Origin of the sequence: Floridaenema evergladense BLCC-F167, from assembly GCF_041929205.2 — a bacterium.
Taxonomy (GTDB): Bacteria; Cyanobacteriota; Cyanobacteriia; order Cyanobacteriales; family Aerosakkonemataceae; genus Floridanema; species Floridanema evergladense.
Genome location: NZ_CM171625.1, coordinates 126,508 through 142,164, shown reverse-complemented (window position 1 = coordinate 142,164; position 15,657 = coordinate 126,508). Strand labels below are relative to the sequence as shown.

At 40.9% G+C, this 15,657-nt stretch carries 13 protein-coding genes and 1 pseudogene; 1 reads left to right on the top strand and 13 read right to left on the bottom strand.

The annotated features are described in order from the left end of the window. Positions 1–61: 61 nt before the first annotated feature. From nifJ to ACE1CA_RS00525, 13 genes and pseudogenes are all read right to left on the bottom strand, one after another. Positions 62–3,776 (bottom strand): annotated as a pseudogene (gene nifJ / locus ACE1CA_RS00585) (pyruvate:ferredoxin (flavodoxin) oxidoreductase). Between the two features lie 514 nt (positions 3,777–4,290). Next, the gene (locus tag ACE1CA_RS00580) at positions 4,291–4,905 is read right to left on the bottom strand and encodes a CP12 domain-containing protein (RefSeq protein ID WP_413276993.1); all 615 of its coding nucleotides are present in this window, start codon (positions 4,903–4,905) and stop codon (positions 4,291–4,293) included. A 179-nt stretch (positions 4,906–5,084) separates the two neighbouring features. Further along, a complete protein-coding gene (locus ACE1CA_RS00575) occupies positions 5,085–5,558 on the bottom strand; it encodes a hydrogenase maturation protease (RefSeq protein WP_413276992.1) in 474 nt (157 codons plus the stop codon). 27 nt (positions 5,559–5,585) lie between these two features. Then, entirely contained in the window at positions 5,586–6,752 is a 1,167-nt protein-coding gene (locus ACE1CA_RS00570) for a SpoIIE family protein phosphatase (RefSeq protein ID WP_459563582.1), read from the bottom strand. After that, positions 6,739–7,257 carry a PAS domain-containing protein gene (locus ACE1CA_RS00565; RefSeq protein WP_413276990.1) on the bottom strand — a complete coding sequence of 173 codons (519 nt, stop codon included), beginning with the start codon at positions 7,255–7,257 and terminating at the stop codon, positions 6,739–6,741. Before ACE1CA_RS00565 ends, ACE1CA_RS00570 begins: the two co-directional genes overlap by 14 nt. A 15-nt stretch (positions 7,258–7,272) precedes the next feature. Continuing rightward, positions 7,273–7,527, bottom strand: a complete 255-nt coding sequence (locus ACE1CA_RS00560) for a (2Fe-2S) ferredoxin domain-containing protein (protein WP_413276989.1) — start codon at positions 7,525–7,527, stop codon at positions 7,273–7,275. Between the two features lie 192 nt (positions 7,528–7,719). Continuing rightward, positions 7,720–9,147: a Ni/Fe hydrogenase subunit alpha gene (locus ACE1CA_RS00555; protein WP_413276988.1), complete on the bottom strand. Its 1,428-nt coding sequence runs from the start codon at positions 9,145–9,147 to the stop codon at positions 7,720–7,722. 30 nt (positions 9,148–9,177) lie between these two features. Further along, on the bottom strand, positions 9,178–9,756 hold the full coding sequence (locus tag ACE1CA_RS00550; protein WP_413276987.1) for a thermonuclease family protein: 579 nt from the start codon (positions 9,754–9,756) through the stop codon (positions 9,178–9,180). Between the two features lie 98 nt (positions 9,757–9,854). After that, positions 9,855–10,403 carry an NADH-quinone oxidoreductase subunit B family protein gene (locus tag ACE1CA_RS00545; protein ID WP_413276986.1) on the bottom strand — a complete coding sequence of 183 codons (549 nt, stop codon included), beginning with the start codon at positions 10,401–10,403 and terminating at the stop codon, positions 9,855–9,857. Beyond that, a complete protein-coding gene (gene hoxU / locus ACE1CA_RS00540) occupies positions 10,391–11,107 on the bottom strand; it encodes a bidirectional hydrogenase complex protein HoxU (protein ID WP_413276985.1) in 717 nt (238 codons plus the stop codon). Before hoxU ends, ACE1CA_RS00545 begins: the two co-directional genes overlap by 13 nt. Positions 11,108–11,160: 53 nt before the next feature. Continuing rightward, entirely contained in the window at positions 11,161–12,783 is a 1,623-nt protein-coding gene (gene nuoF / locus ACE1CA_RS00535; protein WP_413276984.1) for an NADH-quinone oxidoreductase subunit NuoF, read from the bottom strand. A gap of 68 nt (positions 12,784–12,851) precedes the next feature. Next, on the bottom strand, positions 12,852–13,376 hold the full coding sequence (gene hoxE, locus ACE1CA_RS00530) for a bidirectional hydrogenase complex protein HoxE (protein ID WP_413276983.1): 525 nt from the start codon (positions 13,374–13,376) through the stop codon (positions 12,852–12,854). A gap of 569 nt (positions 13,377–13,945) precedes the next feature. Then, entirely contained in the window at positions 13,946–14,557 is a 612-nt protein-coding gene (locus ACE1CA_RS00525) for a L,D-transpeptidase (RefSeq protein WP_413277030.1), read from the bottom strand. Positions 14,558–14,959: 402 nt separating this feature from the next. Between ACE1CA_RS00525 and ACE1CA_RS00520 the strand changes: the two genes are divergently transcribed. After that, positions 14,960–15,415: a hypothetical protein gene (locus tag ACE1CA_RS00520; protein WP_413276982.1), complete on the top strand. Its 456-nt coding sequence runs from the start codon at positions 14,960–14,962 to the stop codon at positions 15,413–15,415. The last annotated feature ends 242 nt before the right edge of the window (positions 15,416–15,657 follow it).

Below are 15,657 nucleotides of genomic sequence, written 5' to 3'. Positions count from 1 at the left end.
CTCGGAACGAGATGTCAGGAGGTTCTACCTCCCCTTTTCCTCCCCGCTTTCTGCCTTCTAATTAACTTTTCAGCGCTTCGGATTTTCCGCCTGTTGTTTCTTCGCCTTTGTCGGAACTTTCACCTTTTTTACTATCACCATTATGACCGTTGCTGTTAGCAGCGTGCCATTGACGGGCGGCTAAATATTGGTACATTTCCCAACGAGAATTTACGTCTTGTTGTGCTTCTTGAAGTAGCCGTTTTGCTTGTTCTGGTTTGCTGGCTGTTAGCATCTTAAACCGAGTTTCAGCATACATATATTGCTCGAGCGGAAGTTTCGGCGATCGACTGTCTAATTGCAGCGGATTCTCACCTTTAATTGCTCGTTCTGGATTGTAACGATACAACAATTTAGCACCAGATTCTACTGCTGCTTTTTGTTGTTGCATTCCTGTGGTCATGTTAATACCATGAGCAATACAGTGAGAGTAGGCAATAATTAATGATGGGCCGTCGTAAGCTTCTGCTTCTAAGAAAGCTTTCAATGTATGTTCATCTTTTGCGCCCATTGCTACGTTAGCAACGTAAACATTGCCGTAAGTCATAGCAATTAAACCCAGGTCTTTCTTAGCAGCAGGTTTACCAGCAGCGGCGAATTTTGCAACGGCACCACGAGGGGTGGCTTTGGACATTTGTCCGCCAGTATTTGAGTAAACTTCGGTGTCCAAAACTAAGATATTTACGTTACGTCCGCTAGCAATTACATGGTCTAATCCGCCGTAACCAATATCATAAGCCCAACCGTCTCCACCGATGATCCAAACGCTCTTTTTGACGAGATAATCTGCTAGAGATTTCAGTTGTTTTGCTTTGGCTTTAACGCTGTTATCCGATGTTGAATTAACTACTTCGTCTAAGCGTTGTTTTAAGGCTGCAACTTTTTCTCGTTGTTCCCAAATGTCGGCTTCGTCGTTTCTCTCGCTGTTCTGTTGTCTCTCGCTGCGTTTTGGCCTCCGCGGCTTCGTTCTTTTGTTCGTTGTTGAGGATTTCGGTTGCTAAAGTTTCGCCAATTTCGTTGGCTAATTTCTTCAGTAATTCAGCGGCAAATTCGGTTTGTTTGTCGATCGATACGCGGAAACCTAAGCCAAATTCGGCGTTGTCTTCAAACAAGGAATTAGACCAAGCTGGGCCTCGTCCATCAGCATTTTGTGCCCAAGGTGTTGTCGGTAAGTTACCACCATAAATTGAGGAACAACCTGTGGCGTTGGCAACTACCATACGATCGCCAAATAACTGACTAACTAATTTCAAGTAAGGTGTTTCTCCACAACCACCGCAAGCGCCTGAGAATTCAAACAAAGGTTCTTGCATTTGTTGTTGATTAATCTTGTTCAATTTCAATTCGCGGCGATCGGGATTTGGCAAGCTTAAGAAATAATCCCAATTTACTCTTTCTGGTTCTCTTAATGGCAATTGTTCTGCCATATTAATCGCTTTCAGTTTCGGTTGAGATTTATTCTTCGCTGGGCAAACATCCACACAAACACCGCAACCTGTACAATCTTCTGGTGCTACTTGAATGGTGAATTTTAAGCCTTTCCAATCGTGGTCTTTTGCGTTAACACTCTTGAATGTTTCCGGTGCGTTTTCTAATTCGCTGGGTTCGTAAACTTTGCTGCGAATTACGCTGTGTGGACATACCATCACGCACTTACCACATTGCACGCAAACATCGGGGTCCCAAACCGGAATTTCTTGGCAAACATTACGTTTTTCCCATTTCGATGTGGCAGTGGGATAAGTACCATCAATTGGCATGGCGCTAACCGGAAGTTCGTCGCCTTTCTTAGCAATAATTTGTCCTAATACTTCGCGCACAAATGCGGGTGCTGTGTCGGGTACAGGGGGACGAATGCTAATTTCACTATCGATGCGATCGGGAACTTTTACTTCAAATAAATTATCCAGACTATTGTCGATCGCTTTCATGTTTTTGGCGACAATTTCTGGCCCTTTCTTACCGTATGTTTTTTGAACGGATTTCTTGATTTGGGCGATCGCTTCCTCTTTAGGTAACACTCCCGAAAGGGCAAAGAAACACACCTGCATCACGGTGTTAATTCTGTTTCCCATGCCACTTTCTCTCGCTACTTTATTGGCATCGGAAACGAAGAATTTTAGTTTTTTGTTGATGATGGTTTCTTGGACTGAACGAGGTAATTTACTCCAAACTTCTTCGGGGTCATAAGGACTATTTAACAGGAATGTTGCCCCAGGTTTGGCAATATGCAACATTTCAAACTGTTCTAAAAATCCCCACTGGTGACAAGCTACAAAATTAGCTTGACTGACTAAATAAATTGAACGAATTGGATTTGGCCCAAAGCGCAAGTGAGATACTGTTACCGATCCAGATTTCTTCGAGTCGTAAACAAAATAACCTTGGGCGTAGTTGTCAGTTTCTTCGCCAATAATTTTGATTGAATTTTTGTTCGCGCCAACTGTTCCATCAGCACCTAAACCATAAAATACTGCCCGAACTACGCTATCTGGTTCTATGCTGAATTCTGGGTCAAATTCTAAGCTGGTGTGGGTAACGTCGTCGTTAATTCCCACTGTAAAATGATTCTTCGGTTCGGCAGCAGCGAGATTATCAAATACGACTTTAATCATCGCTGGCGTAAATTCTTTAGATGATAAACCGTAGCGTCCACCTACTACTTTGATGCCTGTCCGATTCTCTTCGGTTAAGGCAGTAATTACATCTAAATAGAGAGGGTCGCCACCTGCGCCCGGTTCTTTGCAACGGTCTAAAACTGCGATCGATTTCACCGTTTCTGGTAATGCTGCGACTAAGCGTTTGGCATCAAACGGACGATACAATCTAACTTTTAATACCCCAACTTTTTCGCCTAAATTGTTGAGATAGTCGGCGGTTTCATGGGCAGCATCGCAACCGGAACCCATTAAAATAACTACTCTTTCTGCTGTAGGATCGCCGTGATATTCATACAGTTGATATTGCCGTCCAGTTAGTTTAGCAAAATCATTCATTACCTTTTCAGTAATGTCTACACAAGCTGTATAAAATGGGTTAACTGTTTCGCGTGCTTGGAAGTAAACGTCGGGGTTTTGAGCAGTTCCTCTTAATACCGGACGATCGGGTGTTAATGCTCTTTCCCGATGAGCAAATACTAACTCGTCGGAAATTAGCGATCGCAGATCGTCTTCTGTCAACAATTCTACTTTTTGAACTTCGTGAGAAGTGCGGAAACCATCGAAGAAATGTAAGAAAGGAATCCGCGATTCTAAACTAGCTGCGGTGGAAATTAAAGCGAAATCGTGCGCTTCTTGCACTGATGCAGAACATAACATCCCAAATCCAGTGCTTCGCGCTGACATCACATCACTATGATCGCCAAAGATAGAAAGTCCTTGGGCAGCTAAACTACGGGCGGCAATATGAAATACTGTAGGTGTTAATTCTCCAGCAATTTTATACATATTCGGGAGCATTAATAATAATCCCTGAGATGCCGTGAAAGTTGTTGTTAACGAGCCCGTTTGTAGCGCCCCGTGAACTGCACCAGCAACGCCACCTTCGCTTTGCATTTCTACTACTGATGGCACTGTTCCCCAAATGTTGGGTTTATTTTCTGATGTCCACGCATCCGACCATTCTGCCATCGGTGAAGAAGGTGTAATCGGATAAATGGCAATTACTTCATTTAAACGGTAAGCGACATACGCTACTGCTTCGTTACCGTCGATCGTTGCATAAGTTCTTGTAGTCATTATTTCAAACCTTTGTTACCCACTAGGTTTTGCTTGTTTTTTTACAGAATTTCGTTGGTATTTTTTTCTCTGCCCAAATTCTGTAAGCCTTGTTTATCTTTGACTTAAATCACCCATATTTTTCGTTGCCATACTGTTGAAGTAGGTGATTATTAAGCCTTTATAAAACAACATTGCAGTTGCTTTTGATATTGATAAACCTGGTACGAAATCAACCCAATCCTTTACTCATAAGCATTATTGGAGAATTTTTTTAGGGTAGTTCCCTTATTCCTCCTTCTTTTATCATCTAACCAAAGATGGATTATGGGGACAACTTTTTAGTATTTTTTAACGCTTATCAAGATTTGGTAACAATTTATAATATATACCTAAATAATTATCATTTTTATCTAGAAGGTAGCCTGCTTCTTCAATAAATCGCTTTTTGGTAATTTGTTACACTGTCTTCGCTCTTATCCTAATTGTAATAAAAGCGAAGACACCGCAAAAACATAACTATTAGCTAATTTGATTAGACATCATACATCCGAGCTTCTACAGCTTCTGGAAACTCCTTGCAATACTTTTGAAAAGCTGTTTCTTCCAATTTGCTAGCGCGTTGGTGAGCAGCTTCTGCTTCCAGTTCTTCTACTATATCCCAAGCCACAGCGCATTCTCTCGAATTTGCGCCTTTTTCTGCACAAATAGCACGGGCGCTTTCAATTGCCTTTTCGATTTCTTGTTCGAGGAAAGTTTGTTTGGGACTTTCTACAAAATCACCTTTACTGAGAATATCAGTAATGGAAATTATGCCTAACAATTGATTTTGGATTACTGGTGCGATGCGAATGCTGTTATTAGCAAATAACCGGGCTACATATTCTACACCCAAATCAGGATTGATCGCAATGCAAGGCTTAGTCATAATTTCATAGACCCGCACTTTTTTCGGGTCTAGACCAAAAGCTGTTACTTTATAAACAATATCGCTATCTGCCACTATGCCGTAAGCATCTTGGTCATGGCGACGTTCTACGATTAAAGTATGCAACCCTTTTTCCCGCATCAATTTTACTGCTTCCGCCGCTGTCGCTGAACCACGAATAGTAACGACTTCTTTGGTCATAATATCTGATGCTTTTAACATTTTTTTACCTCTAATTTGGATGAATTGCCATTAGTAATTATTTCTGAAAGATGAGCCTTTTGTCAAAAACTAATGGCTTAAAATGTTAATGTGTAAGTTCTCACTTAGATCATAAACCCCATGACAAAGCAAATTACCGACCTTTTCAATAATTAACAATTTTATGGTTGATAATGAAGTTACTGGCGAAGGATAATTTTAATTTTTTCTAAAGCTTCAGAAACGCCTTGTTGTGCAAGTGAAGAAAGGGTTTCTCCCATTTCAAAATTAACAGCTGGTACGTTGATACACCAAGCATGGGGATGGGAATTGTAAAGGGTTTGGGAAAGGGCGAGAAGCGATCGGGGATCGACATTATGTGTCATACTTTTTCCTGTTTCTTCTGCTTCTATGGTTAGTACTTGCACCTCCTGAACATTGGGTAATTTACCAGCATCAACGAAAATTACACCGTAAGCGTCTTTAATTGTCTCAGCAATTTCTGGCGTTAGTTGATGCAAAGCTAAAGTTTTAACATTTGGTATTCCCCAAGCTTCTACTTCGTTAGCAACGCGAGGCCCAATGCCATCGTCGCTGCGTAGATCGTTGCCGTAACCAATGACAATGAAATACTTGTTTAAATTCTCTAATGTTGCTGAAAGATTAGAATTCATTTTCAAGAGACATAATTAACTGTTGTTTTAACAATACTCTACCGTGACTTCTTTTTGTTTTGCTTGCAAGATTTTTACTAATTCCTCTACCAAACTGCGGCGAATCGAAATATTTTTGGGTAACAAGGGATTTTGATAAAAATCATTAATTTTTTGTCCGACTAAAAACAAGATAGAATCTGCATCTAAAATTTCTCTAGCTAACATTACTGCGCCATTACTATCTACTGGTATTCTTGATGGATCGCAGTTGCTGTCTCTTAGGAGTTCGATCGCTTTAGAAATTGTTAAGATTCCTTCGGTGACTAAATCTATTTCTTTTAATTTGCCGATCGGGGGCAAATCTTTTCGCATTGTCGCAATATCCATTTCAATAGTTTCACCCAGATATTTAGCCACAATATTACCCGTAGTCCCGCCACAAATTATCTTCCGTCCATCAAAATTTAAGAATCTATCTACATAAGTTTTATCTTTAGCTTTTTCCAAAGGTGGGCCAGTAAATACCATTAAAGGATTTCTTCGTCGCAAATATAACCCCACAAATGTAGCATCATCCCCCATTTTTCCTCGATAAAGAGAGTGGGTTTCACTAATTACATGATGAACAATATTTCGGGCTGTATTCACTTGTCTATTAAATAAATCTTCAATATAATTAGAAATACTTTCCCAACCCCAACCAAAGTTAAGAGTTTCTCCTAATCCAGCGTAAAGTACGCCATCACTAACCGCGCCCAAAAAATCGCCCCTTTCCAAATCACCCTCACAAAAGGTAATTTTCTTATCCAAAATTTGTTCTTTTTTTGATTCTAATTGAACTAACCTACCTTTTTTAAAATAGAGAATTGGAGGATTATCAAAATTAATTACTTTAAACCTATTGGTTTCGTGATCGATTTGAATTACGGTAAAGGTAGCATAAGCAATTTTTCTAACCTGACAGATTGGTAAAGTGCCAATTACGGTTTTAATCACCTCCTCTAGAGGCACATCAGCATTCAACATGGTAATGAGAATTTCTGTGGTAAGAGTAGCGAGAATATTTGCTTTTACGCCACTTCCTAAACCATCAGATAAGACAATTGTTGTCTTAGTTCCAGTGCGGCGAAATTTAACTTTATCGCCGCAAAGTTCTTCCCCCTTTTTATTCAAACTGAGGTCGCAAATATCCAAAAAATTATCCATCTTCAGAAATCTCCCTTTCTAGCATTTTGACTATTTTAAATAAGCTAACCTTAGTTTCTGCCGTAGTTTCTCCTAGTAATCCTGCAATTTGTTGGACTACTTTCATTTGATTGTCTACTACTTCATTTACTTTAGTTAATGTCTCATTTTTCAGCTTCATCATTTCTTTTTCGCGATGGATTTCATGGGTAATATCCACCATGATACAGGCGATGAGGTCTTCATCTGGAATGGGAAAAATTACCTCTTTTACATACATATCGAGTTCTGGGTATTCGGTTTCTGGTACTCGAATGACCTGCTTTTTTTCCCACGCTTTTTGAAAATCTTTTACATCATTGAGAACTACTGTTGCTGGTTGACCAATGATGTCCTCTCTGCCTACTTGAAACATTCTGCAAAACGCCGGATTTACTAAAGTAATTTGCATTGCTTGATCGATTACAATTAAACCATTTGGGTCATATTCCCAAAGTAGTTCCCACAGCGTCTTTTCAGTTTTTTTTAACACATTATCGCCTCCTTTTTAAACAATATTTGGCAATATTTCTTGGGTAAATTTTTGCTCAATGTTATCTGGGCTAATTTTGATAAATACCTTTTCTCGGAATTTCATGACGATTCCATCACTACAAGTTTCTAAGCAAAAGGAACCTTTTAACTCTACTTTGTCTTCCAAGTGATATTCGGTAATCATACTTTGGAGTTTGGGCAATACTTCATAAACTCCTAATTGATGACAAGCGGAACCCATACAAAGGTATAAATTTTCTTTTTCCATATTTTTTGGGTAAGGGTAGTGGATAGTGGGTAGTTGGTAGTTGGTATTACTGAGATTTGCACGCTTGAGGCAGAGCCTCTGTCTTTCGTTCCCAGGTTGAACCTGGGAACGAGATTTGGGAGGTTCTACCTCCTTTGTTGCCAGATCTGAGTATTAAATTATTCCCATTACCCACTACCCAATACCTACTACTTAATTACGATAAACTTCGTTAACAATTGTGCCATTTGCGGCGATTAATTCGATATGCAATGGCATTTGTCCGACTGCGTGAGTGGAACAACTTAAGCAAGGATCGAAAGCACGAATTCCTGCTTCTACTCGGTTTAACATTCCTTCGGGAATTTCGTTGCCGTGAATGTAATGTTTAGCAATTTGGGCGACGGTTTTATTCATCGCTAAATTGTTTTGTCCGGTAGCAATGATTAGGTTAACTTTTTGAATTAAACCGTTTTCATCTACTTGATAATGATGGAATAATGTGCCTCTTGGTGCTTCGCTAACACCAACTGCTTCTAAGTTATTAACACCTGCATCGGCGCGAACTCGACTGGAAACTACGTCGGGATCGTCTACTAATTGTTCTATTTTATCGATCGCAGCCAATATCTCCACCAATCTTGCATAGTGATAAAAGAAGGAAGAATTAGCTGCTTTTCCCCCGGCGCGATCGCGAAATTCTAGCAATTCTTTGTCTGCTGCTGGCGTACCAATGTAATCACAAACATTTAGTCTTGCTAATGGCCCAACACGATACATTCCATCAGGATAACCTAAAGGTTTGTAATAGGGAAATTTCAGGTAAGACCAAGTTTCTACTGCTTCACCAATGAAGTCTTTGTAATTATCTTCACTCAGTCCATCAGCGACAATATTACCTTCGCTATCGACAAAACGTAGGTGTCCGTCGTAATGTTCCCACTCGCCATTTTTGCCGACTAAACCCATATATAAAGATGGGAAATTACCGAATGCTTGAACTTCTGTGGTGAGATTATCTAGCATCCCTTTAAACAGATTTAAAGCTAATTCTATGGTTTGGCGAGATTCGGGTAAGCGATCGCGAATCCACGTCCTTCCTTCTTCGGAAAGAGGCGATCGCACGCCACCAGGAACCGCCCAAGCTGCGTGAATTTTCCTCGCGCCTAACCATTCGATAATTTGTTGTCCAAACTGACGCAAACGAATGCCTTTTCTGGCTAATTCTGCATCAGCGGCAATTAAACCAAACACATTTCTAGTTGCTGGATCGCTATCCCATCCTAACAAGAAATCGGGGCTACTGAGATGGAAAAAACTTAAAGCGTGAGACTGAGTAATTTGTGCCAAATTCATCATTCGACGCAATTTGTCTGCTGCTGGGGGAATCTTAACTGCTAAAATTTTGTCGCCTGTTTTTGCGGAAGCTAACAAATGACTTACGGGACAAATGCCGCAAATTCTAGCGGTAATTCCTGCCATTTCGCTCATCGGGCGACCTTCGCAGAACTTCTCAAAACCGCGAAATTCGACTACATGAAATCGGGCATCATCTACTTCGCCAGCATCATCTAAATAAATCGAAATTTTGGCGTGTCCTTCTATGCGCGTAACCGGATCGATAACTACTGTTTTGGACATAAAATCCTCTTGAATCGGTGCTCAATTTACTTAAATACGACAGGGGTGATTTTCTCTAATTTGTGTCCAAGGTCGTTGGGGGTTCCACACTCCTAAACCTGCTTTTCTTGCGGTTGCTTCTGCACTCAATAAACCATTGCGAGAACCAGAACAAATGCCGAGATGTTTGCAATAAGCGACAGCTTTACCTTCCCTTACCATTTGAATACTTACAGATCTTCTGCCCTTAAATACTTCAGCAACTATGCGATCGCCCGCAGTTGTTTCTGTATCTCTCAAAGTAATATTTGTTCCGCGAGGCAGTAATTCTCCAAGTCGGTTTTTAGCTTGTTGATAGAAAGGATTTTGTCCCCTTTCTGGCGTATCAATGCAGGCAATTCTGATTCTACATTGTTGAGGATTGCCATTTATTGGTAATCTGCATTTTGCCATTCTTACATTTAGGGTATCGCCATCTATAACGTTAAGAACTGTTGCCGACTGCGTACTCGCAGAAGCTAAGGAAGTGCTGCCCCAAAATTGGTTAGCGAGTCCACCGATGAGTAAAAGTAACAGCAGAGTAATTAGCCCTTGCCAAAAAAGTTGATTTTTGGAGATTTTCCTACTCATAAAAACCCTCTTTCTTACACCTTTACTATCAGTGGGCTTTACTTGATAGTCATTTGTCATCTATCATTTGTCAGACCTTGACTAATGACTAATAAAAATTAACCAAATTTCAGCATTTCTCGCCCTTCCATTACAGGTTTTTCTCCCCTTAAAAGTGGCTCTAATGCTGCTTGAATTCTGGGTGCAGAAGGCGGACATCCCGGCAAGAACATATCAACTTGAATTACTTCATGTACCGGGCGCACTTTATCAAGTAATTCGGGAACAATGCCGGGGAAATTTGGCAATTGTGGAGTTATATCGCCTAATTCCAAATAACAGCGTCTTAACACCGGATCGGTCCCTTTAATCATATTTCGCATTGCTGGAACATTAGCTGTAACAGCACAATCACCGAAGGAAACTAAGAATTTAGTTCTCTCTCTAACTTTGAGAATTAACTCTAAATTTTCCTCATTTGCGATCGCACCTTCGACAAAACAAACATCCACATTTTCGGGATATTCTTTAATATCTGAACCGACAGGACTGTAAACCACATCGACTTTTTCAGCTAAATCAATTAACCATTCATCTAAGTCGAGAAAAGACATGTGGCAACCAGAACAACCAGCCAACCAAACTGTAGCGAATCTTATCTTGTCCATTGTTTCAACTCCCGTGCGGTAACGATGAAATCTAACTTGCTGCGATCGCGATCCATTTCTCCCACAGTTGCGCCTTTACGGAAGATCGCCCCAGTCGGACAAGCTTCCACACATTTACCGCAACTAGTGCAAGCATCCACCGTGCCCCAAGGTTGATTTAACCCAGTAATCACCTTAGCTGCCGCACCACGAAAACCCACATCCCAAACGTGAGCACCTTCAATTTCATCGCAAACTCTCACACATCTAGTACATAACACGCAGCGGTTATGATCGATGCCAAACTCATCATGAGAAACATCAACATCGCGTTCCGGGAAACGATAAGGAAAACGAGAATGATCCATCCCCATTTCTATTGCCAAATCTTGCAATTCACAATTCCCATTCGCCACACAAACCGCGCAAACATGATTACCTTCAGCAAACAACATTTCGATAATCATTTTGCGATATTCCTTTAGTTTCGGAGTGTTTGTTTGTACATTCATTCCTTCCGAAACTTCCGTCACACAAGCAGGTAAAAGCCGATTAATTCCCGCAACTTCTACCAAACATAACCGACAAGCACCAATATCAGAAACACCATCCAAATGGCACAAAGTCGGAATTCTGATCCCCGCTTCCTTTGCCGCTTGTAATAATGTTGCGCCCTCTTCGATCGCTATTTCCTTACCATCAATCTTCAACGTCTTAACAGACATAAAACCTCCCTCTTCTTCCCTTTGCGTCCTTTGCGGTTAAATTAAAAAAATTCCTAACCATGAACAGCAACCTTTCCATTAAGAACCCCCTGCTTCAACAAAGCCAAATATTCCTCACGGAAATAGCGCAAAGTGCTCAAAACTGGATTAGGTGCCGACTGACCTAAACCGCACAAACTAGTAAACTTAACCATGTCGCAAAGTTCTTCCAACTTCACCAAATCAAGCTCAGTCGCTTCACCATTAATAATCTTCGTTAAAGCCTGATACATTTGCACCGTACCAGCACGACAAGGGATACATTTTCCACAAGTTTCACCCCGACAAAATTCCATATAAAATCGGGCAACTTCCACCATACTTGTGTCTTTATCCATCACCACCATACCGCCAGAACCCATCATCGATCCGACTTTAGCGAGTGATTCATAATCAACAGGAGTATCCAATAAAGAAGCAGGAATACAACCGCCTGAAGGCCCTCCAGTTTGCACAGCTTTTACTTCGCCGCCTGGAATTCCGCCGCCCATTTCTTCAACAATTTCGCGCAAAGTAATGCCCATTGGCACTTCAATTAAACCGTTATTTTTCACTTTTCCTGTGAGAGCAAAAATCTTGGTTCCTTTGCTTTTTTCGGTGCCAATACTAGCGTACCATTCTGCACCTTCGCGGATAATTGCGGCGATATTAGCGAAGCTTTCTACGTTATTAATTAAAGTTGGACAATCCCAAAGTCCTGATTGTGCTGGGTAAGGAGGACGAGGGCGAGGATTTCCTCTGCCGCCTTCAATGGATGCAATTAAAGCTGTTTCTTCGCCGCAAACAAATGCACCTGCACCGATGCGAATGCTCACTTTAAAGTCGAAATTTGATTCAAAGATTTGACTGCCTAAAATTCCATATTTTTTAGCTTGTTTGATGGCAGTTTCTAATCGTTCAATAGCTAAAGGATACTCAGCGCGAACGTAAATGTAACCTTCGCTTGCGCCAACGGCATAAGCTGCGATCGCCATTCCTTCCAAAACTCTGTGGGGGTCGCTTTCTAAGACTGATCGATCCATGAATGCACCGGGATCGCCTTCATCACCATTGCAAACTACATACTTTTGTCCGGGTGGCATTTTCGCCACAGTTGCCCATTTCAAACCTGTAGGATAACCTGCACCACCTCGACCCCGCAAACCGCTTTTAGTAATTTCTTCTACTACTTGTTGCGGTGTGAAATCATGAATTACTTTATATAGTGATTGATAACCACCAGCAGCGATATATTCTTCTATTTTTTCGGGGTCAATTTTACCGCTAGTTTCCCGCACAATTCGCACTTGACGAGCAAAAAATGGATGTTTTAAATCACCTTCTGGTGCGGTAGGTATCCCACCACCATTTAAAGCATTAATAATACTCTCAGAATCGTTGGGTGTAACTTGTTCGTAAAGTTTATCTTGGGGAACAATTTCTACTAATGGGCCATTGCCACAAAAACCCATGCAACCTACGCCGACAACTTGTACGCGATCGCTCATTCCATGCTGTTTAACTGCCGTTTCCAAATTCTTTTTTACACCCATTGAATTGGCAGCACGGCAACCTGTGGAAGTGCAACAATGAACGCGAATTTCTTTCTGATTAGCACGCTCTTTTTCCGCAATTTCTTGCAATTCTGTGATATCCATAGTCGTTAAATCACTAATTCGTCAATATTAATTGGTAACTGGTAATTTTGCCTTGATTTAATTAGCAATTACCCTGGATTAACACCCCAATTTTTGATTTTTTCTAGCGCTTCTTCTGGTTTAACTTTACCCGCTACTGTGCCATCAAAAACCACTGCTGGCGCAATGCCACAAGCACCTATACAACGTGCTGACAACAGCGACATTTGTCCATCTGGAGTAGTTTCACCTTGATGAATTCCAGTTTTTTGTTCTAGTGCTTCCAAGACTTGTCCGCTACCTTTTACATAACAAGCAGTACCTAAGCAAACTACACAACTATGAGCGCCACTCGGTTTCAAAGAAAATAGATGATAGAATGTGGCGACACCATAAACACGGCTTAAAGGTAACTTCAATCCTCTGGCAATATAGAGTAATACATCTTCTTCTAAATAACCAAATGATTCTTGCGCTTTATGTAGTACTTCAATTAAGGCATCTTGACGGTATTGATTGCGCTTCATCGTAATATCTAATGCCTTAAAACGCTTATCTCCACTGGGATGTTCTTTTGTTGATTTTTGTGGGTCTTTTGTTGTCGTAGATTGCATAGTTTATTTCCTTACGATTTCGAGCTAGTATCTTTTAACGCTCAAAGCTTTTTTGTAGCTCCTAACACATTCACCAACTCAAACTCATCTAGCTTAATCTTTTCTTTCTTTTTTGTTAGTCAATTGTTTAAGAAAAGATAGATTTTTAGCTATCTAACTGGTCTTTTTTTGTTGGTTAACTTGAGATTGTATGCTTGTGCTGCTCCTGTTCGTATAACTTAACTATCTCTTTTACATCTAACTTTAGTTTTGCATAATTATTTTCATTTGTGCCTATTTAAACAGCATTACTTAATGTTTGTAAATTTTATTTTGTAAATATCAATAATGTTTCTCAACAAATAACAATTTGATGTATTTAAATTGAAATTTAATAAACTAGGAGTCAGCTTAGTAATATTTCTAAATAAACAACATTTGTGTAGTAAAAAGCAAACAGCAAAACATTTATATAATTAAACCCTGCACTGATAGTACAGGGAAAGGAGATTAATAATTTTTAATGTCCAGACAAGAGCTATAGATTAGAGAATTTTTGGTTAAAAGTGCGGCATTAATCCGTAGATATACTAATGTTCTACTACTACTGTTGTGCCTACTTTGACCAATTCAAATAAAGCAACTACATCACGATTTCGCATTCTGACGCAACCGTGAGAAACGGCTTGTCCCATGACCCGTTCGTTGGGAGTACCATGAAAACCAATGGTATTTTTGCCATCAGTCCAAAAACCAATCCATCGCACGCCTAAAGGGTTATTTGGGCCTGGGGGAAAAATTTTACCATTCCAGGGATGTTGCCAAGCTGGGTCTTTAACCATTTGTATTACTTGGAATTTACCTGTGGGAGTTTCCCAACCAGGTTTGCCGATCGCAATAGGAAAACTAGTTTTTACCTGATTATCTCGATAAACATAAACACGGCGTTCTGTTAACTTAATTTTTAACCAAGTATCTTCAACTGGACTAACAGGGGAGGGTTGCACAGTACCGGGAGTTTGAGTTGGTAATGGAGTTGTGGGTGCTATGTGACCTTGAGGTATTAGCTGACTTTTAGTAAGTTCTAACTGCTTATTCCTGGAGGTAGAGGCTGTCGCCTGCGGTTGAGTCCAGAGTGAAAAAAATGTTGTGCTAAAACAGATTAACAGGAAGCCTTTAGTTAATGCTTCTCCTCTCACCATTCCTTTCATTTGTTATTCCTAGCAAACGATATAACGAGACTTCAGACTTATACCAGCTTGCTGGTTAGGTCTTATAGTATTTTAATTTCGTATTCATGCTTTTTTGGTCACAGATCCGCTATATTATGAAGTGCTATTTGCTTTACGTTCGCTTTCTGCGGTTCTCAATAGCGTTAAAAGGCTAGGTATTATTACCTAAACTTCTATCCCAAGCGAATATCTCTAAATCAAGATTCCCAAAAAGCAACTACCTCTGGCAAATGGTGAATTTTTAGTAGATCTGCTCTGGGTAGCTACGAAGAACTGAGCAAAAGCGTTCTGTTTGTAGCAAATTCGTCTCCAAGTGAGGTTGTAATGGATGTGAGGAAAGTGAACGCATTGGTGAGTAGGGGTCTATTGCTATTGCTGACCCTGCTAGCAGTGCATCCAGCGATCGCTGTTGAACCACCTAATACGAAACAACGAAATTTTTGTGAGTCCCAAAAAGGTCAAGATGAAAATCTCCTGAAGTTAAACACCGGAGAAAAACTGATTGGCAGAATAGTCAGTATTGTTGGCGATATAGCAACAATCAAAGCGAAAGACGGTCAATTTGTGGATGCTAGGCTGGATATGGTGGATGCCGCAGTCCTGCCATTGCGACCGGGAACGCTGGTAGAAGCTACGAAATTACAGTGCGGTTACGAAGTGAGATTGTACAGACCACCGATCGCGGTAACACCGCCGAGACCAGTACCACCACCACCGCCACCGCCACCACCACCACCACCACCACCGCCACCGCCACCGCCACCGCCGCCACCACCACCGCCACCACCACCGCCACCACCACCACGACCAATTCGTGGTCTTTGGTAATCAGGAGTGGATTTGGTGTATTAAATTCAACAAAGGCTTGAGAAGTGATATCGTCAATGACAATGGCGGTATCGCTTTTTAATTTTTGAGGGGTTGAGGAACAGGTAAACTCAGATCTTGTACCAAAAGGCAGAGCCTCCATTTTCGTTCCCAGGTTGAACCTGGGAACGAGGATCTGGGAGGTTCTACCTCCAGTAGTGCAACATCTGAGTAAAGGCAGTTCGCTACAACCAACTTCCCGA

Coding starts and splice junctions, on each gene's coding strand:
- ACE1CA_RS00575 (WP_413276992.1), bottom strand. CDS start 5,558: ATGAATTCTAATCTTTCAGCAACATTAGAGAATTTAAACAAGTATTTC.
- ACE1CA_RS00555 (WP_413276988.1), bottom strand. CDS start 9,147: ATGTCCAAAACAGTAGTTATCGATCCGGTTACGCGCATAGAAGGACAC.
- ACE1CA_RS00525 (WP_413277030.1), bottom strand. CDS start 14,557: ATGGTGAGAGGAGAAGCATTAACTAAAGGCTTCCTGTTAATCTGTTTT.
- ACE1CA_RS00550 (WP_413276987.1), bottom strand. CDS start 9,756: ATGAGTAGGAAAATCTCCAAAAATCAACTTTTTTGGCAAGGGCTAATT.
- ACE1CA_RS00545 (WP_413276986.1), bottom strand. CDS start 10,403: ATGGACAAGATAAGATTCGCTACAGTTTGGTTGGCTGGTTGTTCTGGT.
- hoxU (WP_413276985.1), bottom strand. CDS start 11,107: ATGTCTGTTAAGACGTTGAAGATTGATGGTAAGGAAATAGCGATCGAA.
- ACE1CA_RS00560 (WP_413276989.1), bottom strand. CDS start 7,527: ATGGAAAAAGAAAATTTATACCTTTGTATGGGTTCCGCTTGTCATCAA.
- ACE1CA_RS00580 (WP_413276993.1), bottom strand. CDS start 4,905: ATGTTAAAAGCATCAGATATTATGACCAAAGAAGTCGTTACTATTCGT.
- hoxE (WP_413276983.1), bottom strand. CDS start 13,376: ATGCAATCTACGACAACAAAAGACCCACAAAAATCAACAAAAGAACAT.
- nuoF (WP_413276984.1), bottom strand. CDS start 12,783: ATGGATATCACAGAATTGCAAGAAATTGCGGAAAAAGAGCGTGCTAAT.